The 24792-nt window shown below is 73.7% G+C and carries 24 protein-coding genes; 12 read left to right on the top strand and 12 right to left on the bottom strand.

Features of this window, described 5'->3' with window-relative positions:
* Nucleotides 1-134 precede the first annotated feature (134 nt).
* Complete coding sequence (locus tag BM237_RS22660) at nt 135-1283, bottom strand: acyl-CoA dehydrogenase family protein (protein WP_093851567.1); 1149 nt, start codon at nt 1281-1283, stop codon at nt 135-137.
* The gene (locus tag BM237_RS22655) at nt 1280-2461 is read right to left on the bottom strand and encodes an acyl-CoA dehydrogenase family protein (RefSeq protein WP_093851566.1); all 1182 of its coding nucleotides are present in this window, start codon (nt 2459-2461) and stop codon (nt 1280-1282) included. Before BM237_RS22655 ends, BM237_RS22660 begins: the two co-directional genes overlap by 4 nt.
* A 242-nt stretch (nt 2462-2703) precedes the next feature.
* Here BM237_RS22655 and bdeA point away from each other — a divergent pair, with 242 nt between their 5' ends.
* Nucleotides 2704-3663 (top strand): bis(hydroxyethyl) terephthalate hydrolase, encoded by a 960-nt coding sequence (gene bdeA / locus BM237_RS22650; RefSeq protein ID WP_093851565.1) that lies wholly within the window; start codon nt 2704-2706, stop codon nt 3661-3663.
* Between the two features lie 183 nt (nt 3664-3846).
* Nucleotides 3847-4875 (top strand): aspartate-semialdehyde dehydrogenase, encoded by a 1029-nt coding sequence (locus BM237_RS22645; RefSeq protein WP_093851564.1) that lies wholly within the window; start codon nt 3847-3849, stop codon nt 4873-4875.
* Between the two features lie 119 nt (nt 4876-4994).
* On the opposite strand, the gene BM237_RS22640 is transcribed toward BM237_RS22645, so the two are convergent.
* The 3 genes from BM237_RS22640 to BM237_RS22630 form a co-directional block, all read right to left on the bottom strand.
* The gene (locus BM237_RS22640; protein WP_093851627.1) at nt 4995-6068 is read right to left on the bottom strand and encodes a S1 family peptidase; all 1074 of its coding nucleotides are present in this window, start codon (nt 6066-6068) and stop codon (nt 4995-4997) included.
* Nucleotides 6069-6326: 258 nt separating this feature from the next.
* Entirely contained in the window at nt 6327-7226 is a 900-nt protein-coding gene (locus BM237_RS22635) for a S1 family peptidase (RefSeq protein ID WP_093851563.1), read from the bottom strand.
* 206 nt (nt 7227-7432) lie between these two features.
* A complete protein-coding gene (locus BM237_RS22630) occupies nt 7433-8656 on the bottom strand; it encodes a DUF5685 family protein (RefSeq protein ID WP_245793935.1) in 1224 nt (407 codons plus the stop codon).
* A gap of 308 nt (nt 8657-8964) precedes the next feature.
* On the opposite strand from BM237_RS22630, the gene BM237_RS22625 reads away from it, so the two are divergent.
* Nucleotides 8965-9405, top strand: coding sequence for a cell division protein SepF (locus BM237_RS22625; RefSeq protein ID WP_093851562.1), 441 nt, complete (start codon nt 8965-8967; stop codon nt 9403-9405).
* 37 nt (nt 9406-9442) lie between these two features.
* Here BM237_RS22625 and BM237_RS22620 read toward each other — a convergent pair whose 3' ends face one another.
* Together BM237_RS22620 and BM237_RS22615 are read right to left on the bottom strand one after the other, a co-directional pair.
* Entirely contained in the window at nt 9443-10630 is a 1188-nt protein-coding gene (locus BM237_RS22620; protein WP_093851561.1) for an acyl-CoA dehydrogenase family protein, read from the bottom strand.
* Between the two features lie 41 nt (nt 10631-10671).
* Nucleotides 10672-12522 carry an MFS transporter gene (locus BM237_RS22615; protein ID WP_093851560.1) on the bottom strand — a complete coding sequence of 617 codons (1851 nt, stop codon included), beginning with the start codon at nt 12520-12522 and terminating at the stop codon, nt 10672-10674.
* 602 nt (nt 12523-13124) lie between these two features.
* Between BM237_RS22615 and BM237_RS22610 the strand changes: the two genes are divergently transcribed.
* On the top strand, nt 13125-14156 hold the full coding sequence (locus BM237_RS22610; protein ID WP_245793933.1) for a phosphatase PAP2 family protein: 1032 nt from the start codon (nt 13125-13127) through the stop codon (nt 14154-14156).
* Nucleotides 14157-14288: 132 nt separating this feature from the next.
* On the opposite strand, the gene BM237_RS22605 is transcribed toward BM237_RS22610, so the two are convergent.
* Nucleotides 14289-14504, bottom strand: coding sequence for a proteinase inhibitor I78 (locus tag BM237_RS22605; RefSeq protein ID WP_093851558.1), 216 nt, complete (start codon nt 14502-14504; stop codon nt 14289-14291).
* 307 nt (nt 14505-14811) lie between these two features.
* Between BM237_RS22605 and BM237_RS22600 the strand changes: the two genes are divergently transcribed.
* The 6 genes from BM237_RS22600 to BM237_RS29410 are packed head-to-tail and all read left to right on the top strand — an operon-like array spanning nt 14812 to nt 18008.
* Nucleotides 14812-15135, top strand: coding sequence for a gas vesicle protein GvpO (locus BM237_RS22600; RefSeq protein ID WP_093851557.1), 324 nt, complete (start codon nt 14812-14814; stop codon nt 15133-15135).
* 31 nt (nt 15136-15166) lie between these two features.
* Nucleotides 15167-15592: a gas vesicle structural protein GvpA gene (locus BM237_RS22595; RefSeq protein WP_093851556.1), complete on the top strand. Its 426-nt coding sequence runs from the start codon at nt 15167-15169 to the stop codon at nt 15590-15592.
* Entirely contained in the window at nt 15589-16356 is a 768-nt protein-coding gene (locus BM237_RS22590) for a GvpL/GvpF family gas vesicle protein (protein ID WP_093851555.1), read from the top strand. The genes BM237_RS22595 and BM237_RS22590 overlap by 4 nt, the downstream gene beginning before the upstream one ends.
* Nucleotides 16357-16362: 6 nt before the next feature.
* Entirely contained in the window at nt 16363-16620 is a 258-nt protein-coding gene (locus tag BM237_RS22585; RefSeq protein ID WP_093851554.1) for a gas vesicle protein GvpG, read from the top strand.
* A gap of 1 nt (nt 16621) precedes the next feature.
* Nucleotides 16622-17335, top strand: a complete 714-nt coding sequence (locus tag BM237_RS22580) for a hypothetical protein (RefSeq protein ID WP_093851553.1) — start codon at nt 16622-16624, stop codon at nt 17333-17335.
* On the top strand, nt 17328-18008 hold the full coding sequence (locus tag BM237_RS29410; protein ID WP_093851552.1) for an SRPBCC family protein: 681 nt from the start codon (nt 17328-17330) through the stop codon (nt 18006-18008). The genes BM237_RS22580 and BM237_RS29410 overlap by 8 nt, the downstream gene beginning before the upstream one ends.
* A gap of 25 nt (nt 18009-18033) precedes the next feature.
* On the opposite strand, the gene BM237_RS22570 is transcribed toward BM237_RS29410, so the two are convergent.
* The 3 genes from BM237_RS22570 to BM237_RS22560 form a co-directional block, all read right to left on the bottom strand.
* Nucleotides 18034-19026, bottom strand: a complete 993-nt coding sequence (locus BM237_RS22570) for a helix-turn-helix transcriptional regulator (RefSeq protein WP_093851551.1) — start codon at nt 19024-19026, stop codon at nt 18034-18036.
* Between the two features lie 110 nt (nt 19027-19136).
* Nucleotides 19137-20057, bottom strand: coding sequence for a hypothetical protein (locus BM237_RS22565; protein WP_093851550.1), 921 nt, complete (start codon nt 20055-20057; stop codon nt 19137-19139).
* The gene (locus tag BM237_RS22560) at nt 20054-21334 is read right to left on the bottom strand and encodes a glycosyltransferase family 4 protein (protein ID WP_093851549.1); all 1281 of its coding nucleotides are present in this window, start codon (nt 21332-21334) and stop codon (nt 20054-20056) included. The genes BM237_RS22565 and BM237_RS22560 overlap by 4 nt, the downstream gene beginning before the upstream one ends.
* A 675-nt stretch (nt 21335-22009) precedes the next feature.
* Between BM237_RS22560 and BM237_RS22555 the strand changes: the two genes are divergently transcribed.
* Both BM237_RS22555 and BM237_RS22550 read left to right on the top strand, forming a co-directional pair.
* Nucleotides 22010-22822 (top strand): DUF8842 C-terminal domain-containing protein, encoded by an 813-nt coding sequence (locus BM237_RS22555; RefSeq protein ID WP_093851548.1) that lies wholly within the window; start codon nt 22010-22012, stop codon nt 22820-22822.
* Between the two features lie 147 nt (nt 22823-22969).
* Complete coding sequence (locus BM237_RS22550) at nt 22970-23227, top strand: hypothetical protein (RefSeq protein ID WP_093851547.1); 258 nt, start codon at nt 22970-22972, stop codon at nt 23225-23227.
* Between the two features lie 83 nt (nt 23228-23310).
* Here BM237_RS22550 and der read toward each other — a convergent pair whose 3' ends face one another.
* Nucleotides 23311-24777 carry a ribosome biogenesis GTPase Der gene (gene der / locus BM237_RS22545; RefSeq protein ID WP_093851546.1) on the bottom strand — a complete coding sequence of 489 codons (1467 nt, stop codon included), beginning with the start codon at nt 24775-24777 and terminating at the stop codon, nt 23311-23313.
* Nucleotides 24778-24792: the final 15 nt, after the last annotated feature.

Raw genomic sequence — 24792 nt, 5'->3', positions numbered from 1 at the left:
GTTCCGCAGGCTCCTCATGGTGCGCGATCATCGCATCCCCCTCCGACACCGGCCCCCTCGTTCGAACGCGGGGGCCGGAGGCGAAGAGGCCGGGAGTCCCCCTCCCGCTCCCGGCCCCCGTGCGGCCGCCGGGCTCAGCCCACCGGCGCCGGCAGGTCCACCAGCGCGGCGAGCGCGGCACGGTGGCGGTCGGGGGTGCCCAGCGCGATCTGGTCGGCCTTGGCGCGCTTGAGGTACAGATGCGCCGGGTGCTCCCAGGTCATGCCGATGCCGCCGTGGAGCTGGACGCACTCCTCGGCCGCCCGTACCGCCAGCTCCCCGCAGTGGGAGGCGGCCACCGCGACGGCCACGGGGGCGTCCGGGTCGCCGGTGGCCAGCGTGTCGGCGGCGTACCGGGCGGCGGCCCGCGCCCCGACCACCTCCAGCCAGAGGTCGGCCAGCCGGTGCTTGAGCGCCTGGAAGGAGCCGAGCTGCCGCCCGAACTGCCGCCGGTCCTTCAGATACGCGACGGTGGCGGTCAGGCACCACTCGGCGATGCCGAGCTGCTCGGAGGCGAGCAGTCCGGCGCCGGTCAGCAGCGCCCGCTCCAGTGCGGCGGGGGCCTGCTCGGCGCCGGCCAGCCGCCGGGCGGCGGTGCCGGTGAGCGTCACGTCGGCCACCGGGCGGGTGAGGTCGAGGGAGGTGCGCGGTACGACGGCCAGTGCGGCGGCGGTGGTCTCCACCGCGTACAGCCCCGGCCCGTCCCGGCCCTCGGCCGGGACGATCAGGAGGTCGGCGGCCGCGGCGTCGGCGACCGAGGTGACCGTGCCGGTCAGGGTGCCCGCGCTGTCGGCCCGTACGGCCAAGGGGAAGGCCCCGGTACCCGGCATCGCGGAGAGCGGCACCGCCAGTGCGGCGGTGCGCTCGCCCGCGGCGAGGGACGCGAGCAGCTTCGAGGCCTCGCCGCCGTCGCCGCCGTCGCCGTCCGTGCCCTCCAGGGCGAGCAGTGCTGTGGTGGCCAGGACGGCGCTGCCCAGGTACGGCGTCGGCGCCGCCGCCCGGCCCAGCTCCTCCAGCACCACGGCGGCCTCGCGCACCGAGGCTCCGGCGCCTCCCGCCTCCTCCGGTACCGCCAGGGAGGCCGCGCCCAGGTCGCGGGCGAGGGTCTGCCACAGCCCGCGGTCGTAGGGCTCGCCCGTCTCGCAGCGGGCCAGGGTGCTCTCGGGCGGGCAGCGGTCGGACAGCAGCGCGCGGACGCTGGCGCGCAGCTCCTCCTCGATCTCCGAGTAGAGAAGGTCCGTCATCGGGCCAGCTCCTTCCAGGGGAGGTCCTTGTCGGTGCGGGGCTCGGCGGGCAGTCCCAGCACCCGCTCGGCGATGATGTTGCGCAGGACCTCCGAGGTGCCGCCCTCGATGGAGTTGCCCTTGGCGCGCAGATAGCGGTAGCCGGCCTCGCGGCCGGTGAAGTCCACGGTCTCGGGCCGACGCAGGGTCCAGTCGTCGTAGGACAGTCCCTCCTCGCCCAGCAGCTCGACCTCCAGGCCGCTGAGTTCCTGCGCCAGCCGGGCGAAGGCGAGCTTCGTCCCGGCCCCCTCGGGCCCGGGGTGGCCCGCGGTGAGCTGCTGGCGCAGCCGCTCCCCGGTGAGCCGGGCGACCTCGGCGCCGACCCAGCCCGACAGCAGTCGCTGGTGGAGGCCGTGGGTGCGCAGCTCGGGGCGCTCGCGCCAGGTGGCGGCGGCCTTGCCGATCATGCCGCTCTCGCGCGGCATGCGCCGGCCGCCGATGGCGACGCGCTCGTTGTTGAGGGTGGTCTGGGCGACCTTCCACCCCTCCCCCACCCCGCCGAGCCGGTGGGCGTCGGGGACGCGGACGCCGGTGAGGAAGACCTCGTTGAACTCCGCCTCGCCGGTGATCTGGCGCAGCGGCCGCACCTCGACCCCGGGGTCGGTCATGTCGCAGACGAAGTAGGTGATGCCGCGGTGCTTGGGGACGTCCGGGTCGGTGCGGGCGATCAGGATGGCCCAGCGGGCGTTGTGCGCGCTGGAGGTCCACACCTTCTGGCCGTCCACCACCCAGGAGTCGCCGTCGCGTACCGCCCGGGTGGCCAGTGCCGCCAGGTCGGAGCCGGCTCCGGGTTCGCTGAACAGCTGGCACCACACCTCCTCGCCGGTCCACAGCGGACGCAGGAAGCGCTCCTTCTGCTCCTCGGTGCCGTAGCGCAGGATCGTCGGCGCGGCCATGCCCAGGCCGATGCCGTTGCGGCCGGGGTCGTTGTCGGGGGCGCCGGCGGCGGCCAGCTCGGCGTCGACGACGGCCTGGAGGGCGCGGGGCGCGTCGAGCCCGCCGTGGCCGTGGGGGAAGTGCACCCAGGCCAGGCCCGCGTCGTAGCGGGCGCGGAGGAAGTCGAGCGGTTCGGTGACGGCCGGATCGTGCTCCGCGAGCAGGGCCTGGGTACGTCGGCGCAGTTCGTCCGGGTCGGTCACGGGGGTGTTCGCAGGGGGCACGGGATCTCCTTCACGGGCCACGACTAAGCGCTTGCTTATCCTCGCGGCATACCGGCCGGTACGTCAATGGCCCCGCAGCCGCGCCCGCGATGCCCGCCGCGCCCACACCCGGTCCCGGCGGGAACCGGCGGTTTCACCGATGCGGAGCCGCGTGCTCCGGCACCACGATGCATCCGTCCGACCCCAGAAGGTCACCCCTCACACACCTGGAAAGGGTCAGCATGGAGCCGCAGCAGCACGACACGACCCCGGGCACGGCCACCAGACACCGCCGCGCCCCCCACCGCCTGACGAAGCTGGGCGTGGCCCTGGCCATGGTCCTGGGCGGTGTGGGCGTCGCCCTTCCCACCGCCCAGGCCACCCAGGACTCCGGTGCCGCGCCGGCCGCCGTCCAGGCCGCCGAGAACCCCTACGAGCGCGGTCCGGACCCGACCGAGCGGAGCATCGAGGCCGTCCGCGGCCCCTACTCCGTCTCCGAGGACCGGGTGTCCTCCCTGGTGTCCGGCTTCGGCGGCGGGACGATCTACTACCCGACCACCACCAGCGACGGCACCTTCGGCGCGGTCGCGATCTCGCCCGGTTACACCGCCGACCAGTCCACCATGGCCTGGTACGGGCCCCGCCTGGCCTCGCAGGGCTTCGTGGTCTTCACCATCGACACCAACACCCGGTTCGACCAGCCCGGCAGCCGCGGCGACCAGCTGCTGGCCGCGCTGGACTACCTGACCCAGCGCAGCTCGGTCCGCGGCCGCGTCGACAGCAGCCGCCTGGCCGTCATGGGGCACTCCATGGGCGGCGGAGGCAGCCTGGAGGCCGCCAAGGAACGGCCCTCCCTGAAGGCCGCGATCCCGCTCACCCCCTGGAACCTCGACAAGACCTGGCGCGAGATCACCGTCCCGACCTTCATCGTCGGCGCCGACGGCGACAGCATCGCCCCGGTGCGCTCCCACGCCGAGCCCTTCTACGAGAGCCTGCCGTCCACCACCAACCGGGCGTACATGGAGCTCAACAACGCCACGCACTTCGCGCCGAACACCTCGGACACCGAGATCGCGAAGTACAGCATCTCCTGGCTCAAGCGGTTCGTGGACAACGACACCCGTTACGAGCAGTTCCTGTGCCCGCTGCCGCGGCCCGACTTCCAGATCGAGGAGTACCGCGGCAGCTGCCCGCTGCGCTGACCCGCGCCCCGGGCATCCGACGATCTCGCACAGTGAAGGTGGCGGTCGCCGTGAGGCGGCCGCCACCGCCGTGTGCGCCCACCGCCACGAGCGTGAGGTGGACCACAGAAATTGGCACCCTCCCGTCCGGCAGGGCAGGGTAGAGGGTTGACGCAGCGGGACACGCACGACAGAAGGAGCCCCATGAGAATCGGCATCGTCGGAGCCACCGGCCAGGTCGGTGCAGTGATGCGCGAGATCCTGGCCGAGCGCGACTTCCCGGTGGAGCAGCTGCGGCTGTTCGCCTCGGCTCGCTCGGCCGGACGGACTCTGCCCTGGAAGGGCGGCGAGATCACCGTCGAGGACGCCGCCACGGCCGACTACACGGGGCTGGACGTCGTGCTGTTCTCCGCGGGCGGCTCGACCTCGAAGGCCCTGGCCCCGAAGGTGGCCGCGGCCGGACCCGTGGTCATCGACAACTCCTCCGCCTGGCGGCTGGACCCCGAGGTCCCGCTGGTGGTCTCCGAGGTGAACCCGCAGGCCGCCGCCGAGCGCCCCAAGGGCATCATCGCCAACCCCAACTGCACCACCATGGCCGCCATGCCGGTGCTGCGGCCGCTGCACGCCGAGGCCGGGCTGACCGCCCTGGTCGTGGCCACCTACCAGGCGGTGTCCGGCAGCGGTCTGGCCGGCGTGGCCGAGCTGGACGAGCAGACCCGCAAGGCGGTCGAGGGCGACGCCACCCGCCTGACCTTCGACGGCTCCGCGGTGGAGTTCCCCGAGCCCGACAAGTACGTGCGGCCCATCGCCTTCAACGTGCTGCCGATGGCGGGCTCCATCGTGGACGACGGGCTGGGCGAGACCGACGAGGAGCACAAGCTCCGCAACGAGAGCCGCAAGATCCTGGGCATCCCGGAGCTGAAGGTCTCGGGCACCTGTGTGCGCGTGCCGGTCTTCACCGGCCACTCCCTCCAGATCAACGCCCGCTTCGAGCGGCCGATCAGCCCCGAGCGCGCCCGGGAGCTGCTGGAGGGCGCCCCCGGCGTGGTCCTCTCCGACGTGCCCACCCCGCAGCAGGCGGCCGGCCAGGACCCGACCTACGTGGGCCGCATCCGCGCCGACGAGACCGCCGAGCACGGCCTGGCCCTGTTCTGCGCCGGCGACAACCTCCGCAAGGGCGCGGCGCTCAACGCCGTCCAGATCGCGGAGCTGGTCGCGGCCGAGTCCCGCTGATCCGGCGGGCCGCTTCGACAGGTACCGGCCGGCGTCGCCCGGTACGCGGCCCCGCACTCCACCGCCCGGCCCCGTCTCCCTTCGGAGGCGGGGCCGGGCGGTTGCCGCGGGCGGGGCGGTCAGCCGATCCGGGCGCCGTGGTCGCGCAGCGCCTCGGCCAGCGGCTGGTAGAAGGTCTCGCCTCCCCGCGAGCAGTCCCCGCGTCCGCCGGAGGTCAGGCCGTGGCCGGTGGTGCCGGAGAACAGCGGGCCGCCGCTGTCGCCGGGCTCGGCGCAGACGTCGGTCTGGATCAGCCCGTCGACCCTGCCCTGCGGATAGGTCACGGAGACGTTCACCGCCGTGACCTCGCCCTCGTGGACCTTCGTGGTGCTGCCGCTGCGCCGCACCTGCTGGCCGACGATGGGGTCGGCGGCCCGGGTGATGGCGTGGCTGGACCCGTTGTACAGGTTCACCCGGCTCCGGTGGTCCGTACGGGTGGTGTACCGCACCAGTGCGTGGTCGTCACCGGGGAACTCGCTCGCCACGGTGATCCCGACGCTCCGCCCGGACCGGGTGGCGGACCAGCGGTCGAAGAGCCGGGCGCAGTGGCCCGCGGTGAGGAAGTACGGCATGCCGTTCCTGACCACGTTGAAGCCGAGTGAGCAGCGGGCGCCGTCTCCGCGCCAGATCGCGTCGCCGCCCAGGGCCAGGGGGGCGAATTCCCCCTCGGCCTGCCTGAGGACCGCCATTCCGCCCTGCGCCGCCACCCGCTTCTCCAGATCGGCCAGCTCCTCTCCCCCGACCGTGCTGTCCGCGGTGACGACGACCTTGTTGAGCCGGTGGTCGACGGCGCGCGCGGTGCCGGGGACGCTCTTGGCCGTGAGGTCCTTCCGCACGGCGTCGAGCCGGGCGAGGGAGTGTTTGACGATCCGGGGCTCGGCACCGGCCTGCCGGACCTTCTCCGCGCCCGCCCCGCTGAGGACGTTGACCACCAGTTTGCGCCCCTCGGCGTCGTAGTAGGCGCCCGCCATGTCGTCCTTGAGGTCGCCGGCGAGGGTCGAGGCCAGCTGCCCCGCGGCGGTGGGGGTGAGCGGTCTGGGCGCGACGGGGGCCGGGGTGTCCGCGCTCGCCGGGGCGAGGGGGGCGGAGAGCATCGCCGCCACGCCCACGCCCGCGATGGCGATGCGCCGCGTGAGTGTCCGTCGGTGTTTCAGCACAGTGCCTCCCGTGGGGGGTGGGGCCGCCTGTGGGGGCGCGGCCCCGGAGGAATGTCCGGCTCGGTCATCCTTTCCTCGGCCGGCGGGGCTACACACGCACAGTGCGCACTCCGCACCGGAGGGTGACGACCGGCTCCGTCATCATCTCCGCACCGGCGCCGTCCGGCACGCCGGGCCGGCCCGTCCAGTGGGTATGCCGGGCACGGCGGAGCCCCCGCCCGGCGCGGCCGGACGGGGGCTCTTGAGGCGGTGGGGTCAGTAGACGCTCACGCCGTACGCGTTCAGCGCCTCCACGACCGGCTGGAAGAAGGTCGTGCCGCCGTAGGTGCAGTTGCCGCTGCCGCCGGAGGTCAGGCCGTAGGCGGTGGTGCCGTAGTACAGCGGGCCGCCGCTGTCGCCGGGCTCGGCGCAGACGTTGGTCTGGATCATGCCGTAGACGACGTCGCCGCCGCCGTAGTTGACCGTGGCGTTCAGACCGGTGACGCTGCCGCTGTGGGTGCCGGTGGTGCTGCCGCGGCGGTAAACGCGCTGGCCCACGGACGGGTTGGCGGCACGGGTGATGTCCTGGTTGCCGACCGTTCCCGGCTTGGACTGCGAGTTGTCGTGCCGGACGATGCCGTAGTCGTTGCCCGGGAAGCTGGAGCCGGCCGTCGGCCCGAGGTAGCCGGCGCTGGAGGACCAGGACGGGTAGCCGTCGGTGCAGTGGCCGGCGGTCAGGAAGTACTGCGTTCCGTTGCTGCTGCGGACGTTGAAGCCCAGCGAGCAGCGCCCGCCGCCGCTGCGGTAGATGGCGTCACCACCGGAGGCCAGCTTGTTGAACTTGCCCGGGGTGCGCTCGATGCGGATGGCGTCCGCGCCCGCGCCGGCGGTCTTCTTGATCTTGGCTATCTCGGCCTTGCTGACGGTGCTGTCCACCGTGACGACCAGGGTGTTGGTCTCCTTGTCGGTGTACCAGGCGGTACCGCCGACGTCCGCGGTCTTCATCGCCTTGTCCGCCATGGCGACCTGGGCCGCGGGCGAGGGGGTGGGGGCGGCGCTCGCCGAGGTCGGCAGGGCCATGGCCGCGGCGGCGACGACGGCGGAGGCCGCGGCGATCAGGCGGATGCGGCCTCGTCTGGCGGAAGCGCCGTGGGGGGAGGTGCGCTCGGTCTTCACTGGCTGTTCCTCCTGTGAAGGAAATGGGGGGAACCCGCGATGGGGCGCGGGCACGCGGAGCCGCCGGGGACCCGCTGTGCGACGCGTCCCTGACAAGCACCGGGAGGGAGTATTCACATGTTCGATCCGTGCGCGCAAGGGTGCCGTTGCGCCAAGTTGCATCGCTCAGCGCACCGGTCACCCCGCATAACGGACGTGAAACGCCGTCAGTCGCAGCCTCCGCAACCGCAGTTGCAGTCGCATCCCCCGTCGCCACCGCCCGAGCCGCCGGAACCCCCCGATCCCCCCGAACCGTTGCAGCACCTGCCACAGTCACCGCAGCACTCGCAGCAGTCGGAGCAGTCGCAGCAGTCGCAGGACCGACACAGGCCCTCGCGCCTGTGTCCCGACCAGGGGTCCTCGTACTCCTCGCGGCAGCAAATCTGACCGGTGCACAGCAGCCCCGTCCACACCATGCATCCGGCCACCGCGCCCCGGCGGCGCGACGGGCCGGGAAACGGCCCTCCGGGACGCCCCGGAGGGCCGGGGTGCCCAGGACGCGGCGGATGGACGCGCGCCGCCGCGAAGGCCCGGTCCACCGCGTGCCCCGCCTCACGGCCCAGCAGCACCCGCACCAGTTCGGCGCCCTCCTCGTCCGCGAACTCCACGTCCCGCAGAGCCAGTCGTACGCCGTGCACGGCGTCGTCGCACAGCCTGCGCACCTCCGGCAGGGGGGTGCCGGTGACGGCGATCGGATTCCACGCACCCGCCTCCTCGTCGGCGGCCAGGTCCTCGACGGCGTCCAGCAGATGCGCCAGCCGTCCGAAGAGCCGCCCGGCCTCGGCAAGCGGCTCCACGTTGCCGGGCCGGCCGGCGAGACGGGCGGTGTGGGCGAAGGCCGCGGCGGTGGCGGCCTCGGTCGGCTCGGTGACCGCCACCAGCGAACCGCCCGGGCCCGTCGCGGCCTCCACCAGCGGCTGCCGCAGGGCGGCCTCGGTCAGCACCGCGGTGTCGAAGCCCAGTTCGGCGCCGGTACGCGCCCCCGCCCGGTCCCAGCCGGCCGCGATCCTACGGGCCGCCGCGGCGACCGGACGGCGCGCCATCGCCCCGTCCCCGTCGGCGACATGGTCGCGCACCTTGACGGAGGCCAGCACCAGGGACACCGTCGCGGCCAGCCGGGCGCCCTCGCCGCGGGCCACGGAGGCGGTGCGCATACCGCGCAGCGGGCACGGGCCGGCGGTACGCCGCAGGACGCCGGAGCCGTTCGCCGGGCGCGGTGTCTGCGCCTCGGTCAGCGCGGAGACGACGATCCCGTCGTAGTTGGTGACGACGCGCGCGAACTGGCCGTGGTCGCCGCGCAGCGCGAGGCAGAGCCCGCACAGATGCGCGGTCCAGGCGGTCAGCAGCCGCTCGCCCAGCCGGTGACGGCATGGCCTGATGATGCCGAACAAGTTTCCCCCCGTTACCCCTGACGTATGAGTGGGTGTCACGATACCGGGCACTTCACCCGTATGCCCTTGGTGACCACTCGTCCGGCGGGGCCGCCCGGTTCGGCGCCGTGTCACCGCCCCTACAGGCTCCCGGCCCTCGCCGCGGGGGCGCGCCACGCGCGTCCTGTGCACCAGAACCGTCACGAATCCCGTGCGGAACGGGTAACTGTTTGGCGCGTTGTCAGCATCATGGACGACGATAGGGGTGCGGGCCCCGCGGCGGAGGCGCTGCCAGACACGGTGGACCGTGCATGTGAGAGGAGGCGTCCATGGGATCGGTGCGCAAGGCGAGTGCCTGGCTGGGCCTCGTCGACGACAGCGAGATGCGTTACTACGACGACGAGTACGCCGAGGGTTCCGAGCCCGAGGACGCCCGTGACGCCTGGGTCACCGACCCTCGGGTGCGCGTGACCGCCGAGACCGCCCAGGACCAGGGCACCCGGATCGCGACGGTCACCCCCGACGGCTTCCGGGACGCCCGGGGCATCGGCGAGCTCTTCCGGGAGGGCGTCCCGGTGATCGTGAACCTCACGGCCATGGAGTCCGCCGACGCCAAGCGGGTCGTCGACTTCGCCGCCGGCCTGACCTTCGGCCTGCGCGGTTCGATCGAGCGGGTGGCCACGCGCGTCTTCCTGCTGACCCCTCCCGACTACCAGGTGATCAGCGGCCAGGAGCGCCGCAGCCCCGACGGCTTCTTCAACCAGAGCTGACCTGTGCCGGCGCCGGCACCGGCACAGGTCAAGGCGCTCACCGGAACGCGTCGACGCCGGTGAGCGCCTTGCCCAGCACCAGTTGGTGCATCTCCACGGTGCCCTCGTAGGTCAGCACCGACTCCAGGTTCGTGGCGTGCCGCATCACCGGGTACTCCAGGGAGATCCCGTTGGCGCCCAGGATCGTGCGGGAAGTGCGGCAGATCTCGATCGCCTCGCGCACGTTGTTGAGCTTGCCGAAGCTGACCTGCTCGGGGCGCAGCCTGCCCGCGTCCATCCGCCGCCCCAGGTGGTGGGCGAGCAGGATGCCCTTGTGCAGCTCCAGCGCCATGTCGGCGAGCTTGGCCTGGGTGAGCTGGAAGCCGCCGATCGGCCGGCCGAACTGCTCGCGGGTGCGCGCGTAACCGAGGGCCGCCTCGAAACTGGAGCGGGCCGCGCCCATCGCGCCCCAGACGATGCCGTAGCGGGCGTGGTTCAGGCAGCTCAGCGGGCCGCGCAGCCCGGTGACCTCCGGCAGCACCGCGTCGGCGGGCAGCCGTACGCCGTCCATGACCAGTTCGCTGGTGACCGAGGCGCGCAGGGACCACTTGTGCCTGATCTCGGGCGCGGAGAAGCCGGGGGTGTCGGTGGGCACGACGAAGCCGCGCACGCCCTCGTCGGTGCGGGCCCAGACGACGGCGACCGAGGCCACCGAACCGTTGGTGATCCACATCTTGCGGCCGCTGAGCACCCAGTCGCCCCCGTCCCGCTTGGCGTGGGTGCGCATCCCGGCCGGGTCGGAGCCGTGGTCGGGCTCGGTGAGTCCGAAGCAGCCGATGGCCTCACCGGACGCCATGCGCGGCAGCCACCGCTGCTTCTGCTCCTCGGAGCCGTAGCGGTGGATGGCGTACATGGCCAGCGAGCCCTGCACCGAGACCAGTGAGCGGATGCCGGAGTCTGCGGCCTCCAACTCCAGACAGGCCAGCCCGTACTGGACGGCGGACGCGCCCGCGCAGCCGTAGCCCTCCAGCGACATGCCCAGGGCGCCGATCGAGCCGAGTTCGCGGGCCAGCTCCCGGATGCCGGGCAGCTCGCCACGCTCGTACCACTCGGCGATGTGCGGCATCACCCGGTCGGCGGCCCAGGAGCGGACGGTGTCGCGGACCGCCTTCTCCTCGGGGGCGAGCAGATCGTCCAGGCCGAGGGGGTCGGCGGGATCGAAGGGGGGCGGGGCGGAGCTGGACACGGTGGCCTCCGGCTGGGGATCTTCGAGGGTCGCGCCCGACGTTACGGCCGGGTAATCCCGCTGGACAAGAGGGGGCCGCCCGGCCGGCCGGGCAGTTCGGCGGGGTCGGGGGACGCACAGGCCCGTGCGGGGACGGCGCCGTCCAGGTCCGCCCGGCCCGGTTCCTCCACCGGCCTCTCCCCACAGCCCCCGCCCGGGCCCCTGCCCCTGCCCTGCCCCTGAGCCCGGTCCTGAGCCCGCTCCTTGTCCTGAGCCTTGTCATCAGCCTTGTCCGGGCCCCCGTCCGGCTCCCCGCCCTGTCCCGGGCTCCCCATCGCGCGCGGCAACCGCAGCGCGGCCAGCGCGCCGAGCAGCAGGAGGCCCGCGCTGACCAGCAGCGCCACATGCAGTCCGTGGACGAACGACTCCCGCGCCGCCTCGCGCAGCGCCTCGCCCGCCGGCCCGCCGAGCCGCTCGGCGACCTCGTACGCGGCGCCCAGCGAGTGGGCGGCGTCCTCCCCGGCCGCCTCCGGCACACCGGCCGCTCCCCGCACCCCCGGGGCGTAGGCGGCGTTCATGACGGTTCCCAGGACCGCGATGCCCATCCCCGCGCCGAGCTGGTAGGCGGTCTCGCCGATCGCCGCGGCGCCGCCCGCCTGGTGGGCCGGGGCCTCGCTGAGCATCGACTCGTACGCGCCGAACAGCGTCGTCTCCAGCCCGAAGCCCAGCACGACGAAGCCGCAGACGAGCAGGGCGGGCTCGTCCCGCAGGCCGACGCCGGTCAGCGCCAGCACCGCGGCGGCGGTGAGCAGGAAACCCACCAGCACCATGACGCGCGGCCCCAGCCGGCGCAGCATCCGGGAGCCGGCCAGCCCGGCGGCGATCGCGGCGAGGCTGAGCGGCAGCAGCCGCAGTCCGGTCTGCAGGGGGGAGAGCCCGAGGACGAGCTGGAGGTACTGGGCCGCGATCAGCGCCAGGCCCACCAGCGCCAGCACCGTCAGCACGATGCAGGCCACCGCCGTGCCGAAGGCGGGCCGGGCCAGGGTGGCGCAGTCCACCAGGGGGTGGCGGCGGCGCAGCTGGCGGCGTACGAAGAAGGCGAGCAGCACCGCGCCCAGCACCAGCGGCACCAGGGTGCCCGGGTGGAGCGCCTCGCCGCCGCCCGCCCGCTTCACGCCCAGGATCAGCGCGCCCAGCCCCGCGGCGGCCATCAGGGCGCCGACCACGTCCCAGGGACCGTCGCGGTCGCCGGTGGACTCCGGCAGCAGGCGGCGCCCGAGCGGGATGCACAGCAGCATCAGCGGGATGTTGACCAGGAAGACCGAGCCCCACCAGAAATGCTCCAGCAGCAGGCCGCCGACCAGCGGTCCCACCGCGGCGCCGACCGCGGCGACCGCGCTCCACACGCCGATGGCCAGCGCCCGCTCGCGGCGGTCGGGGAAGACCTGGCGCAGTATCGACAGAGTCGCGGGCATGATCATCGCACCGCCGATCCCCAGCAGCGCGCGCGCCGCGATCAGCATCTCGGGGGCGTGCGCGTACGCCGCCAGCGCCGAGGCCGCGCCGAAGACGGCGTAGCCGCACAGCAGCACCCTGCGCCGCCCGACCCGGTCGCCGAGGGTGCCGAAGAGGATCAGCAGGGAGGCGCAGACCAGCGGGTAGGCGTCGACGATCCACAGCAGCTCGATGGCGCCGGGCCGCAGCGCCTGGGAGACCGCGGGGACGGCGACGTGCAGCACCGTCGCGTCGACGGCCACCAGGAGCAGGCTGGCACACAGCACGACCAGCACGGTCCAGCGGCTCGCGCCCGGTGCGGGGGGACCGCCGCCGGGGCCGGCCGGTCCCGTCCGTCGCGGTCTCTGCCGGGGGACGTCCGCCGCCCTGGTGACTTTGGCCGTGGTCGTCCCGGACATGTACGCACCTCCTGTAGCGCTCGCACCGCCGCCGGGGGGAATGCCGGGACGCCGGGGGAGCGTCCGGCCCGGTGTGGAGGGTCGAGTAGTGCGTCAGCGTACGCGAGTCCTCCGCACGGTCACGTGGCGCGCCTCACGTTGACGCCGGTCCGAAACCCATCTCATCACTTCGCCCCGGCCCTATGGCCTCCTCGTTCGTGCCCGCGTTCATGCCCGCGAGCGATCTGCTGCCGACCTGCGCCGGGGGCGGGCGCCGGGCCTGCTGGTACTGGCCGGGTGGGCGGTGCCCGCCGTGCCGACCGGCCCGGCGGGAGCCGCGGTGTACGGGGCGGTGCGGCCGCACGGCTCCGGCCCGCCCTGAGCCGGCCCGGCGGCACACCGGTTAACGGCCGGTGGACCATACCCGTCTTCCGGGAAAAGGAACATACGACGCAACTTCGATAACAGCTCGGGGCACTTCGGTCGGAAAATCCGCCGACTTCTCCCGGACGTGGGAAAACAGCCTCTCCGTGTACGGATGGAAGCCCGTTGCACATCACATAGGCATTACGAAGCAGGTGGCCGGTTCGGTGCAGCCGGTCACCGCCTGTAATCTCGCTTGAGTGCGTACCGACCAGATCTTCGCCCGCCTGGAACAGGAGCCAGCGCGGCCGCTCACCCCCCCGCCGGGGATGAGCGGCACCCGCAGGGCGCTCTTCTTCACCACGCTGGGCCTCTATGCGGCCATCGTGGCGGCGGTGCTGACCACCTCCCGGCTGGTCCGGCTGGACTGGCGGGTCATGCTCTTCCGCCCGTACAAGCAGTGGCCGGAGCTCCACGCCTTCCTCGACTACTTCGTGGTCCTCGGCCAGCGCGGCCCCACCGCGGTGCTGGTCGCCGCCTGGCTCGGCTGGCGCTCCTGGCGGCAGCGGACGCTGCGCCCGCTGCTGGCCCTGGGCGCCTCCCTGCTGTTGCTGAACGTGACGGTGGGTGCGGCGAAACTCGGCATGGGGCGCGAGGGTCCGCACTACGCCAACCGTATAGGCGCCAACGAGATGTTCCTGACGGGCGACATATTCCCCTCCGGCCACACGGCGAACGCGGTGGTCACCTGGGGAATCCTGGCCTATCTGGCCACCACGCCGCGGGCCCGGCGCCGGCTGTCGGTCGTCGCGGCGGTCTTCGCGCTCGGCGTCGGCACCACCACCGTCTACATCGGCACCCACTGGGTCAGCGACGTGCTCCTGGGCTGGGCCTCGGGACTGCTCATCCTGCTGGCGCTGCCCTGGTTCGAGCCCCTCATCGCCCGCGTCGAGGCGTATCTGCTGAGCCACTGGTACCGCTTCCGGGAGGGTGTCGCGCCCCTGTCGGCGCGTCTGCGCCCCGCCGGGGCCGGCATCCCGCCGGTCGCCGCCCGGCTCGGCGCGGGCGGGGCGTACCCGGCCTCCGGTCCCGAACCGGCCCTGGCCGAAGCCCTGCTGACCGAAGCGGTGCTGCCCGCCGACCTGCCGCCCCGGGCCGGGGAGCCGCGCACCCACCACCCCGCACACGCGCGGCAGCACGCGGCCCGCTCGGAGCGCTCCCCCGCCGGCAGCCGCCGGCCGTACGGCGAGCGCACGGTGTCACGGACCGCACCGATGGGACCGCGCAAGTGAAGGCGCCGTAGCGCCGGTCAGGCTTCTCGGGACAGGACGGTACGCACCCTCTTCCCCGCTCCGCGGAGCCGGACACATGCGGCGGCCCTGTCCCCCTCGGCCGAGGGGGACAGGGCCGCCGCATGTGTCCTGTCAGCCCTTCCAGCAGCGGGCCACGGCGCCGTCCTCCACCGTGAAGTTCAGCCGTCCTGACAGGTACTCCATGGTGATGACCGCGTCCGGCGGAAGGGACCGCACGGTGGTCCAGCCGCGTTCGCGGGCCTGCCGTTCGGCGGTGGCCACGTCGAGTCCGACGTAGGTCTCGGGGTCGTCGTCCGGTGTGTGCGGGTTCGTGGGTGCCGGTGCCATGGCAGCACCGTACGGCGTCGGCGGCGCAGCCGGAAGTTCCGGACGGATCATGGCGGCGTCACATCTGTGTCACAACTCTCCGCGGTTCGGGCGCCGTCCGGGCGCGCCGTTCGCGAGACCCGCGCCCACCGCTTCGGATTCCGTCCGAGCCGTTCTCCGGACGCCTTGTGAGGGATTTTCCGGAAAGAACATCCGACTCGCCGCGCGGGACAGCCGGAACAGAAATTCAAAGGGCCCGTCAAATTCCCTCGAAAAGAGGCATGTTTACGGAAATCCTCTCGCGGTATCCGGGGTTGAGAGGAGCCCCATGACAGAGAAGAAGACAAGCGACGACAACAAGCGGACGGCGGAGGAAGAAGGCCGTCCCATACCGCTCGGCGAGGCGATGCGCACGGCCCGGTCGGAGTTCACCGACCTCACCGGTCTGCACGCCGAGAGCGTCTCCCGGTTCGAACGGACCGGGGACGGCTGGGCCCTGGAGGTGGAGGTCATGGAACTCGAGCGGGTTCCGGACACGATGAGCCTGATGGCCTCGTACGAGGTGACCCTCGACGAGGCCGGCCACCTCACCGGTTACCGCCGCGTCCGCCGTTACGAGCGCGGCCGGGCCGATTCGTCCCGCCGCGGCTGAGAGCCGCGACACCCGAGAGGAGTGGCCGTACATGACCACGGCAGTCCCCGCACAGCGTTCCACCGGAGGTGGAGGCGGCAGCAGCGGTCTCTACGACGTCCTGGAACTCATCCTGGACCGCGGACTGGTGATCGACGCGTTCGTCCGCGTCTCGCTGGTCGGCATCGAGATCCTGAAGATCGACGTACGCGTGGTGGTCGCCAGCGTCGACACGTATCTGCGTTTCGCCGAGGCGTGCAACCGCCTCGATCTGGAGTCCGGGCCCAGGAAGTCGCCCGGTCTGCCCGAGGTGCTGGAGAACGCCACCGAGAGCGGCGCCAGCAGCAAGACCAAGGGCGCCCTGGCCGGGGCGGCCGAGAGCATATCCGACGCCTTCCGCCAGGGCGATTCCGACGAGGAGGAGTCGGCACCCCGCAGGCGTCGGGCCTCCGCCCGGCGCAAGGAGGAGACGGAGTGAGCGTCTACGTCTACGGAATCACGCGCTCGGACCATCCGGCACTGCCCGATAAGGCGCCCGGCGTCGGCCGGCCGCCGCGCGAGGTCCGGATCTTCCGCGAGGGGGACCTCGCCGCGATCGTCAGCGACTGCCCGGACGACCTGCGGCCCAAGCGCCGCGATCTCCTGGCGCACCAGCAGGTGCTGACCGAGGCCGGCGCCAAGGGGCCGGTCCTGCCGCTGCGTTTCGGCAGCCTCTCCGAGGACGAGGAGGCCGTGCGCCGGGTCCTCGCCGACCACGCCGCCCACTACATCCGGCAGTTGGAGGAGCTGGACGGCCGCTCCGAGTACAACGTGAAGGCCGTGCACCGCGAGGACGAGGTGCTGCGCCTGGTGCTCTCGCAGGACAACGAGGCGCGGAGCCTGGCGGAGCGCAACCGCACCGCCGGCGGCGGCTCCCACGAGGACAAGCTGCGCCTGGGCGAGCTCGTGGCGAGCGCCGTGCGCGAGCGCGAGGCGGAGGACGCCCGGCTGATCGAGGAGACGCTCGCGCCCCTGGCCCAGCGGTACGTGCCGGGCCCGGAGGGCTCCGGCTGGCTGGCGAACCTCTCCTTCCTCCTCGGCCGGGACAGGTCCGAGGAGTTCACCGCCGCCGTCGAGGAGCTGGGGCGCGCCAACCCCCACCTGGACATCCGTGCCACGGGTCCGCTTCCGCCGTACAGCTTCGTGGGCCGGCCCGACGAGGCCGGGCGGACCGCCCAGGCCGCGGGCTCGCCCGCGGGGTGAGCCGGCGTGGGGCTGATCGGCGGGCTCCTGAAGCTGCCCGCGGCACCGTTCCACGGCGCCGGCTGGGTGCTGCGGCAGGTGGTCGCCGAGGCGGAACGGCAGTACTACGACCCGTCGGCGATCCAGCGTGAACTCCACGAACTGTCCAGACAGCTGGACGACGGCCTGATCGACGAGGAGGAGTTCGACCGCCGGGAGGACGAACTGCTCGACCGGCTGGAGGCCGTGCGGGAGCACAGACGGCGCAACCAAGGAGACTACTGAGATGACGAACCGGTCGGCACTGGCGCTGGCCTTCGCCACGGGTTACGTGGCGGGGCGCAGCAGGATCAAAATACCCCTCGGCATGGGCGGGGCACTGCTGGCCAGGCGGCTCGGGGTGGACCCCGGCCGCATCGGCGAGCAGTTCAAGGAGAGGACCCCGCAGCTCGCGGAGGCCACCGGCCGGCTGCGGAACAACGTCAGGCAGGCCGGCAGGGCCGCCACCGGCGCACTGCCGACCGAGCGCCTGGAGTCGCTGACCGGCGGCGTACGGGGGCAGCTCGGCAGGGCGCCGTGGAAGAGCGGCGGCAGGGACGGCTCCGAGCCGGCCGGTTCCGGATCCGAGGACTCCCGAGCGTCGGAGCCGTCAAACGCCTCCGGCGACTCCGACGGCTCCGACGCTCGGGAGAAGCGGGAGGAGAAGCGGGAGGAGAAGCCCGGGAAGGACGCGAACGGCTCGCGGGGCAACGGTGGTTCCCGCGGGGAGTCCGCGGGCTCCGGGAAGTCGGAGGGCAGCGGGCGGGCCGCCTCCCGGCGTGCCCCGGCGAAGAAGACCGCGTCGCGGACCGCCGGGAAGACTGCCTCCGCGTCCCGCAAGCCGGCCGGAGCCGCCAAGAAGGCCACGGGTTCGGTCGGCAAGCAGACCGGCAAGTCTTCCGGGAGCACCCGGAAGACGACCGGTACGGCCAAGCGCACGGGAGGCTCCGAGCGTGGCTGACGCTGCCGACGGCCGCCGGCGGACCGCCGTGGCCACCGTCGCCACCGCCGTTCCGGCCGCCGGACGCCTCCTGGAGGCGTCCGGCGGCCGGGCCGCGGCGTCGGCCCGGCACCTGCTGCTCGCCGCCGCCCGCGGGCTGGGCGAGGTGAGGGAACGGGCCGGCGCCGCGGCCCGGCCGCTGACGGTCGGCGAGTGTGTCGAGGTCGGCGTACCCGTTCGCGAGGCGTACGACCGGTGGCTGGAGTTCCTGGAGGACGGAGCGGGTGACGAGGCCTCACACGGCGCGAGGGTCCTGTGGCCCGGGCGCGGCCGGACGGTGCGCGTCACCGACCGGATCCCGGGCGACCTCGTCGTATGGGACGCCCACGACTCCAGGGCAGCGGTCCGGGGTGTGGCCACCTTCCACCAGCCGGCCGGGAATCTGACCCGGGTGCTGGTCGTACTGGAGTACCGTCCGCGGAGCCTGCCGGAGAGGGCCGCGGGCCTCTGGCACGCCCAGGCCCGCCGCGTACGGCTGGATCTCGCGGATTTCCAGCGCTCGGTGAGCCTGGGCATCGAGGTCGACGACGGCGGCGCGGCACTCGACGGTGACGGTGGCTCCGGAGACCCGGCGGACGCGGCGGACGAGGCGGGCGAAGTGAACGAGGCGGGCGAGGTGGAGGAGGTCAGGTGACCTCACGGCCCTCACGGTCCCGCGCTCACCCCTCCCCCCGGCCCTCCCCGTCCGTCCGCCATGCCCGCGCCGCCCGGCCGAGGCGCTCCGCCAGCTCGGCTATCCGCTCTCCCAGCCCGGCCGGTTCGCGCACCTCGAACTCGAAGCCCAGCATCAGGACGTGGAGGGCCATCTCGTCCAGGGAGAGGGCGCCGGTGCGCAGCAGGCAGGTGCGCCCGTCCACCGGTTCCAGCACGCCGGCCGTGGGCGCGATCCGCTCCGCGACCCGGTCCGCCGGGGCGTGCAGCAGCACGGTCGCCCGCTCCGGGTACGCCGCTGTGGAGATGCCCTCGGAGACATAGGCGGCCCAGTCCTCGGCGGGTGGTTCCCGGGGAGTGAAGCGAGGACCGTGCGGCGGGGTGAGGGCGAGCCGGTCGACGCGGAACGTACGCCAGTCGGCGCGGCCTGCGTCCCAGCCCACCAGATACCAGCGGTGGCTGCTGCACACCAGGCGGTAGGGGTCGACGGTCCGGCGCGAGTCCGAACCGTCGTGCCCCCGGTAGGTGAAGCGCAGTCGCCGGCGGTCGCGGCAGGCGTTCACCAGCTCGGTGATGGTCCCCACCTCGACCGCCGGGCCGCGCCGTCCGCCGAGCGGGTCGGTGAAGGCGGCCAGCGCACTCACCCTGCGGCGCAGCCGGTCCGGCAGCACCTGTTCCAGCTTGGCCAGGGCCCGCACCGAGGACTCCTCCATCCCCTGCACCGCGTTGTGCGCGGCCGTGCGCAGCCCGACCGCGACGGCCACCGCCTCGTCGTCGTCCAGGAGCAACGGCGGCAGTTCGGCGCCCGCGCCGAGCCGGTAGCCGCCGGCGGTCCCGGTGGTGGAGTGGACGGGGTAGCCCAGTGTCCGCAGCCGTTCCACGTCGCGGCGCACCGTCCGCGAGGTCACCCGGAGACGCTCGGCCAACTCGGCACCGGACCACTCTCGGTGGGCCTGGAGCAGGGACAACAGACGCAGCAGTCGTGCCGATGTCTCCATCATGCGGCCGATTCTGCCACCCCTTGAGGACAGGGACCGTCCGCGTTGTCCGCCGGGTACGCCCGGCCCGTCCGGAGAAGCTCCGGGCGGGCCGGGTCCTGCGGGCCGGAAGGTCAGGAGCCGGCCGGCTCCGTGTCCTCCAGCCGCACGGACAGATCGTTGGCGCCGGTGTAGTACGGGCGGGCCGTCATCCCCCCGCTCTCGCCCGCCTCGTCCGCGGTGACCGGCCGCGCCGGGTAGCGCAGGATCCCGTGCTTGTCGACGATGTCGTCCAGGATCCGGGCCACGCGCACCGGCTCGGCGTCCTCGCCGGGGCGCAGCCACAGTTGCCAGTCGCCCGCCGCGCCCGCCTCCCGGGCCAGATCGCCGTACGCCAGCCTCGCCGTGAAGCCGTGCCCCTCGGCAGGCGCGTCGACCGGGGTGACCGGTGCGGTGACGGGCCGCTCCTGCCCACCGTCCGGAGCGGCCGCGCGGCGGGGCCGGGCCTCCAGCCGCGCGGTGGGGGTCAGCTCGGCCCCGTACAGCCTCCCGTGGACGGTCAGTCCGCCGTCGGCGGGCCAGATGTCGCCCGCCTCGGCGTGCGGCCAGCGCAGCCAGGAACGCACCGAGAGGTTGCCGTACTTGGTGGCGTACGGAATGCGCACGCCCAGCCAGGTCCGGTCGGTGCGCGGCACCCGGTCGACCAGCGGGCGCAGGTCGCTGCACCCGGGCAGCAGCCGCCGCGCCTCGCCCTCGCCGATCACCAGATAGGCGTCCCAGCGCCCTTCCTCCAGCGGAACCGTACTGGGCAGGGTGGCGCGCAGCACGGAGCCGTCCGGGTCGCCGGAGAGCGGTTCCAGCGGCAGGCGCACCGACTCCTCGGGGTCGCGGTCGCGCAGCCGCAGCAGCAGGGCGGCGTCCCACCGCTCCGCGACGCCGGGCAGCGCGATGTCGAAGCTGAGGCCGCCCGCACTGTCCGCCGTGCAGTCGGCCCGCGGTGCCGTCTCCCCGGGGACGTCGGGGGCGTCGGCGGGCCTGCGGGTGGTCGCGGTCATGCGGTCCTTCCTCTTCTCAGCGCGCCCCGACGGGCGCGGACCAGGGCGTCCTTGGTGGCGTACGCCCCGCCGAGCAGGGCTCCCCGGCTCCGGTGCAGGGAGGAGCGCAGCCGGCCGATCCCGCCGCGCCCGCCGCGTGCGACGAGTTCCGTGCACAGCGAGGAGTACATCTCGCCGATCCGCGCGGGGTCGTAGCGGGCGGCGTCCGCGACCGCGGCGCGGCCCATCCTCCGGCGCAGCTCGTCGTCGTTGATCAGTTCCAGCAGTGCCCCGGCGATGGCGTCGACGTCGCCGGTGGGCACCAGCCGCCCGTCCACCCCGTCGGCGATGATCTCCCCCGGCCCGTGCGGGCAGGTGGTGGCCACCACCGGCAGACCGCAGCGCATCGCCTCCACGATCGTCATTCCGAAGGACTCCAGACTCGACGTCACGGCCGCGACCGATCCCTTGACCCACTCGGCCTCGATGGGATGGGCCGGTCCCATGAGGAACGCGTGGTTGTACAGGCCGAGTTCCTCCACCATGGCCCGCAGCTTCGCCTCCTCGCGTCCGGCCCCGTAGAGCCTCAGCCGCCAGTCGGGCCGCTGCTCGACCACCTTGGCGAAGGCCCTCAGCAGCACGTCGTAGCGTTTGGCCGGAGCCAGCCGGCCGGCGGCGACCACCCACTTCCCGGTACCGTCGGAGGGGGCCACCGCCGGCTCGGGGACTCCGTTGGGCACCGCCCTCACGTGTACCCCGGGCAGGCGCATCATGCGCCGGTAGTCGCGCGCGTCGGCCTCGGTGACGGTGGTGAGTGCGTCCAGGCGCGGGTAGGCGCCGCGCAGGGTCGCCCGCAGAGCCCGCGAGTGGGTGGAAAGAGTGAGGTGCTCCTGCCCCATGCGCACCGGACCGGGCCTGGTGTGCAGGGCGAGCATGGTGTTGAGGCCGGGGCGGGTGCCGATCACGACGTCCGCCTCGACGCCTGCCAGGTGTTCGGTGATCCGGCGGTCGGTGAGCGCGCTGTACTTGCGGTGGTTGCCGTCGGCGCGCGGGAACAGCTTGGACGGCCGGGCGTGCTCAGGGTCGCCTCCGTCGTAGTCCGGGCTGTGCTTGCGCATGTCCACCAGATGGCGCAGGCGCACCGCGGGGTCCAGGTCGAAGACGGGACGGTCGCGGTGCCGGAAGACCGAGACGATCTCGACGTCGTGCTGCTGCGCGAGCGCGCACGCGAGGTTGAAGGTGGTCCGGATCGTCCCGCCCATGCCGTACCCGTGATGCAGCAGAAAAGAGATATGCATCCGTCTCCATGTCCCACAAAAGCGCACGGGTAAGCATCCCGGCGCCGTGTTTTCCGGTGTCGCGCTCCTGTTGATGCCGTGTCTCCGGTGGAGGAGACCTCGGAAGGCCGCCGCGGGTTGGCCCCCTTGATCGCCTCGTACCCGAAAAGTTCGCCTGTTGTGAGCCTTTTTCAGGAACCGGACGGATCGTTCCGCCGTCCACGCGCGGCCCCGGGGGTTCCTGTCCGGCGGCCGCCGGCACGGGAGCCCCGGGGGCGTCGGACGGTACCGCGCCCGCCCGGCCCGAGACGGCCGCGCGACCGGCACGGCGCGGCGGCCGGGGCCGGTGGAGCGGCGCGGGGCGAAGCGGTGGCGGGGGCGGCCCGGAGGCCGAGACGTGTGTGCGGCACCTCTCCACGCTAGGGCCCCGCAAGCGCGCGACCGGCGCAAACGCGCCAGTGCGGGGCCGAGGCCCCACCCGGTCGGCGGACCGCGCACCGGGCGCCGGGCACTCCTCGCCGCCGCTCCCCCGCTTCCCCCCGGTTCTCCGGGGGGAAGCGGAACGAACCGGCGCGCGTAGCGCACCGCGCATCCGCCCGTGCGACCTGCGCTCCCCCCGGCGCGTTACCACGGCACTCGGTCCCCCGTTGTGCATGTGAACCAGAACCGAACGCCAGGAGTTTCCCCGTGTCCCCCATGCTCGATGTCAGCGACGACGTCCGCGCCGAGATCGGCGAGGAGGAAGCCGCCCGGCTGATCGCCGGTGACAGCGCCCCCGGCAGCTACGACTGCACCTCCTGCCGCGCCCCCGGCGACCCCGAGCAGGAGCGCACCAGCACCGTGCTCTTCCTCGGCGAGGAGACGGCCGTGCTCGCCTTCGCTCACGCGACCTGCATCCCGTCCCAAGTCGTCCCGGTCTCCGAGGAGCAGCTCAAGGACGCCGTGCGCACCATCACCGGCGGGCAGGCCGCCGGCGCCCCCGCACCGGCCGGCGCGCCCCCCGCCGGTCCCGGGCCCGACCCCGCCTCCGCCCCTCGCCAGGCCGTGCTGGGCGTGACCTGCGGCCAGGTGCTCATCGACGACCAGCTCCACCCCGCCCTCGTCGTCGAGCCCACCGCGCCCATCACCCGTCCAGGCTCCGACGGCCTGGGCGACGACTTCCTGCCGCTCCTCATCGAGCAGGGCTTCATGCCGGTGAACGACGTGGCCCGGGCTCCCGCGCCGGTCGGCGGCTGGTCCGTCCTGCTGGCCATGGGCCGGCTCCACGCCATCCTCCAGCCGGGCCCCGCCGGCGGACAGCCCACCTCCTGGTGGCAGGCGCACCAGCCGCTGCCCGTCACCGACGACTGGCGGACGGCGGCCAACCGGAGCCGGACGGTCCACGTCTACGCCGCACCGGTCGGCACCATCGGCCAGCAGCCGCGCGAGGACCTGCTGCGCGAGGCGCTGGAGAAGGCCGCGGCGGGTGGTCTCCTGGTGGCCGCGGCCATGCCGCTGGCGGGCACCTGAGGATTCCGCGGCCCCGCGTCCCCCTACCGGGGTTTCCCCCTGCCGGGCCCGCATCCGCCGGGCGGCGTGATCGTTGGCACTGACGTGCAGCCTTACGAACCTTCCCGCCCCCACGACGCGCATATCGACCGCGGCCGGATCCCGGGGATGCGCGCCCCCCACGAGCCCGTGTCGGGCCACTTCCCGGCCACTCCGATCTACGACGCGCTGTACGCCGAGTACCGGCGCCTGTTCCGGGCCCTGCCCGGGGACCGGAGCGGCGAGGAGGAGCTGCGGTTCACGGGCTTCGGCACCGGGACGGCCCACTGGCACGGCGGGCGCCGGATCGGCGGCTTCCTCCCCGCCGGCCCGGCGCCCGCCGTCCTGCCGCCCGCTCCGCGGGACGGCCGCCCCTACGACCGGTGAGGACCGTGCCCCGCGGCGGGGCACGGTCCTCACCGGTCCTTTCGACGGGCGGGGCGGACACCGGCGTCCGCCCCGCCCTCACCTCACTTCTTGCGCCCGCGCTTCTCGCGCACCCGCACCGAGATGTGGACGGGCGTGCCCTCGAAACCGAACTCCTCGCGCAGCCTCCGCTCGATGAACCGGCGGTAGCCGGCCTCCAGGAAGCCGGAGGCGAACAGGACGAAGCGCGGCGGACGGGTGCCCGCCTGGGTGCCGAAGAGGATGCGGGGCTGCTTGCCGCCCCGGATCGGGTGGGGATGGGCGGCGACCAGTTCGCCGAGGAAGGCGTTGAGCCGCCCGGTCGGCACCCGGGTCTCCCAGCCGGCCAGTGCGGTCTCGATCGCCGGCACCAGCTTCTCCATGTGGCGGCCGGTGCGCGCCGAGACGTTCACCCGCGGCGCCCACTTCACCTGGCCCAGATCGGTCTCGATCTCGCGCTCCAGGTAGTAGCGGCGCTCCTCGTCCAGGGTGTCCCACTTGTTGTACGCGAGGACCAGCGCGCGCCCGGCGTCGACCGCCATGGTGATGATGCGGGTGTCCTGCACGCTGACCGGCTCGCTGACGTCGATGAGGACGACCGCGACCTCGGCCTTCTCCAGGGCGGCGGCCGTGCGCAGCGAGGCGTAGTAGTCGGCGCCCTCGGTCAGGTGCACCCGGCGCCGGATGCCTGCGGTGTCGACGAACTTCCAGGTCTTGCCGCCGAGTTCGATCAGCTCGTCGACCGGGTCGCGGGTGGTGCCCGCCAGCTGGTCCACGACCACCCGGTCCTCCCCCGCCACCTTGTTCAGCAGCGAGGACTTGCCGACGTTGGGGCGGCCGATCAGCGCCACCCGGCGCGGCCCGCCGATCCCGCCGCCGAAGGTCTGCGGCGGCGCCTCGGGCAGCGCCTTGAGCACCTCGTCCAGCATGTCGCCGGTGCCCCGGCCGTGCAGGGCGGAGACCGGGTGGGGCTCGCCGAGGCCGAGCGACCACAGCATCGCGGCGTCCGCCTCGCCGGAGGGGCCGTCGACCTTGTTGGCGCACAGCACCACGGGCTTGCCCGCCTTGCGCAGCAGCCTGACGACCGCCTCGTCGGTGTCGGTCGCGCCGACCGTGGCGTCCACCACGAAGACCACCGCGTCGGCGGCCTCGATCGCGAACTCCGCCTGGGCCGCCACCGAGGCGTCGATGCCCAGGACGTCCTGCTCCCAGCCGCCGGTGTCGACCACCTTGAAGCGGCGGCCCGCCCACTCGGCCTCGTAGGTGACCCGGTCCCGGGTGACGCCGGGGCGGTCCTCCACGACGGCCTCGCGGCGGCCGAGGATGCGGTTGACCAGGGTCGACTTGCCGACGTTCGGACGGCCGACCACGGCCAGCACCGGCAGCGGCCCGTGCCCGGCCTCGCCGAGCGCCCCCTCGACGTCCTCGGCGTCGAACCCCTCCTGCGCGGCGAGCTCCATGAACTCCGCGTACTCGGCGTCGCCGAGCTCACCGTGCCCGTGCTCGTCGCCGACGTGGGTCTGCTCGTTCATGAAGTCCTGTCCTCG

Origin of the sequence: Streptomyces mangrovi, assembly GCF_900114215.1 — a bacterium.
In the GTDB taxonomy this organism is placed as follows: domain Bacteria; phylum Actinomycetota; class Actinomycetes; order Streptomycetales; family Streptomycetaceae; genus Streptomyces; species Streptomyces barkulensis.
Note: the sequence above shows the minus strand (reverse complement) of the source record. Positions and strands in the feature narration are given on the sequence as shown.

What these genes read in the sequence shown, in the direction of transcription:
- BM237_RS22660 (WP_093851567.1), bottom strand. Translation starts at nt 1,283, where the DNA reads ATGACGGACCTTCTCTACTCGGAGATCGAGGAGGAGCTGCGCGCCAGC.
- bdeA (WP_093851565.1), top strand. Translation starts at nt 2,704, where the DNA reads ATGGAGCCGCAGCAGCACGACACGACCCCGGGCACGGCCACCAGACAC.
- BM237_RS22645 (WP_093851564.1), top strand. Translation starts at nt 3,847, where the DNA reads ATGAGAATCGGCATCGTCGGAGCCACCGGCCAGGTCGGTGCAGTGATG.
- BM237_RS22625 (WP_093851562.1), top strand. Translation starts at nt 8,965, where the DNA reads ATGGGATCGGTGCGCAAGGCGAGTGCCTGGCTGGGCCTCGTCGACGAC.
- BM237_RS22615 (WP_093851560.1), bottom strand. Translation starts at nt 12,522, where the DNA reads ATGTCCGGGACGACCACGGCCAAAGTCACCAGGGCGGCGGACGTCCCC.
- BM237_RS22605 (WP_093851558.1), bottom strand. Translation starts at nt 14,504, where the DNA reads ATGGCACCGGCACCCACGAACCCGCACACACCGGACGACGACCCCGAG.
- BM237_RS22600 (WP_093851557.1), top strand. Translation starts at nt 14,812, where the DNA reads ATGACAGAGAAGAAGACAAGCGACGACAACAAGCGGACGGCGGAGGAA.
- BM237_RS22595 (WP_093851556.1), top strand. Translation starts at nt 15,167, where the DNA reads ATGACCACGGCAGTCCCCGCACAGCGTTCCACCGGAGGTGGAGGCGGC.
- BM237_RS22580 (WP_093851553.1), top strand. Translation starts at nt 16,622, where the DNA reads ATGACGAACCGGTCGGCACTGGCGCTGGCCTTCGCCACGGGTTACGTG.
- BM237_RS22570 (WP_093851551.1), bottom strand. Translation starts at nt 19,026, where the DNA reads ATGATGGAGACATCGGCACGACTGCTGCGTCTGTTGTCCCTGCTCCAG.
- BM237_RS22565 (WP_093851550.1), bottom strand. Translation starts at nt 20,057, where the DNA reads ATGACCGCGACCACCCGCAGGCCCGCCGACGCCCCCGACGTCCCCGGG.
- BM237_RS22560 (WP_093851549.1), bottom strand. Translation starts at nt 21,334, where the DNA reads ATGCATATCTCTTTTCTGCTGCATCACGGGTACGGCATGGGCGGGACG.
- BM237_RS22555 (WP_093851548.1), top strand. Translation starts at nt 22,010, where the DNA reads ATGCTCGATGTCAGCGACGACGTCCGCGCCGAGATCGGCGAGGAGGAA.
- BM237_RS22550 (WP_093851547.1), top strand. Translation starts at nt 22,970, where the DNA reads ATGCGCGCCCCCCACGAGCCCGTGTCGGGCCACTTCCCGGCCACTCCG.
- der (WP_093851546.1), bottom strand. Translation starts at nt 24,777, where the DNA reads ATGAACGAGCAGACCCACGTCGGCGACGAGCACGGGCACGGTGAGCTC.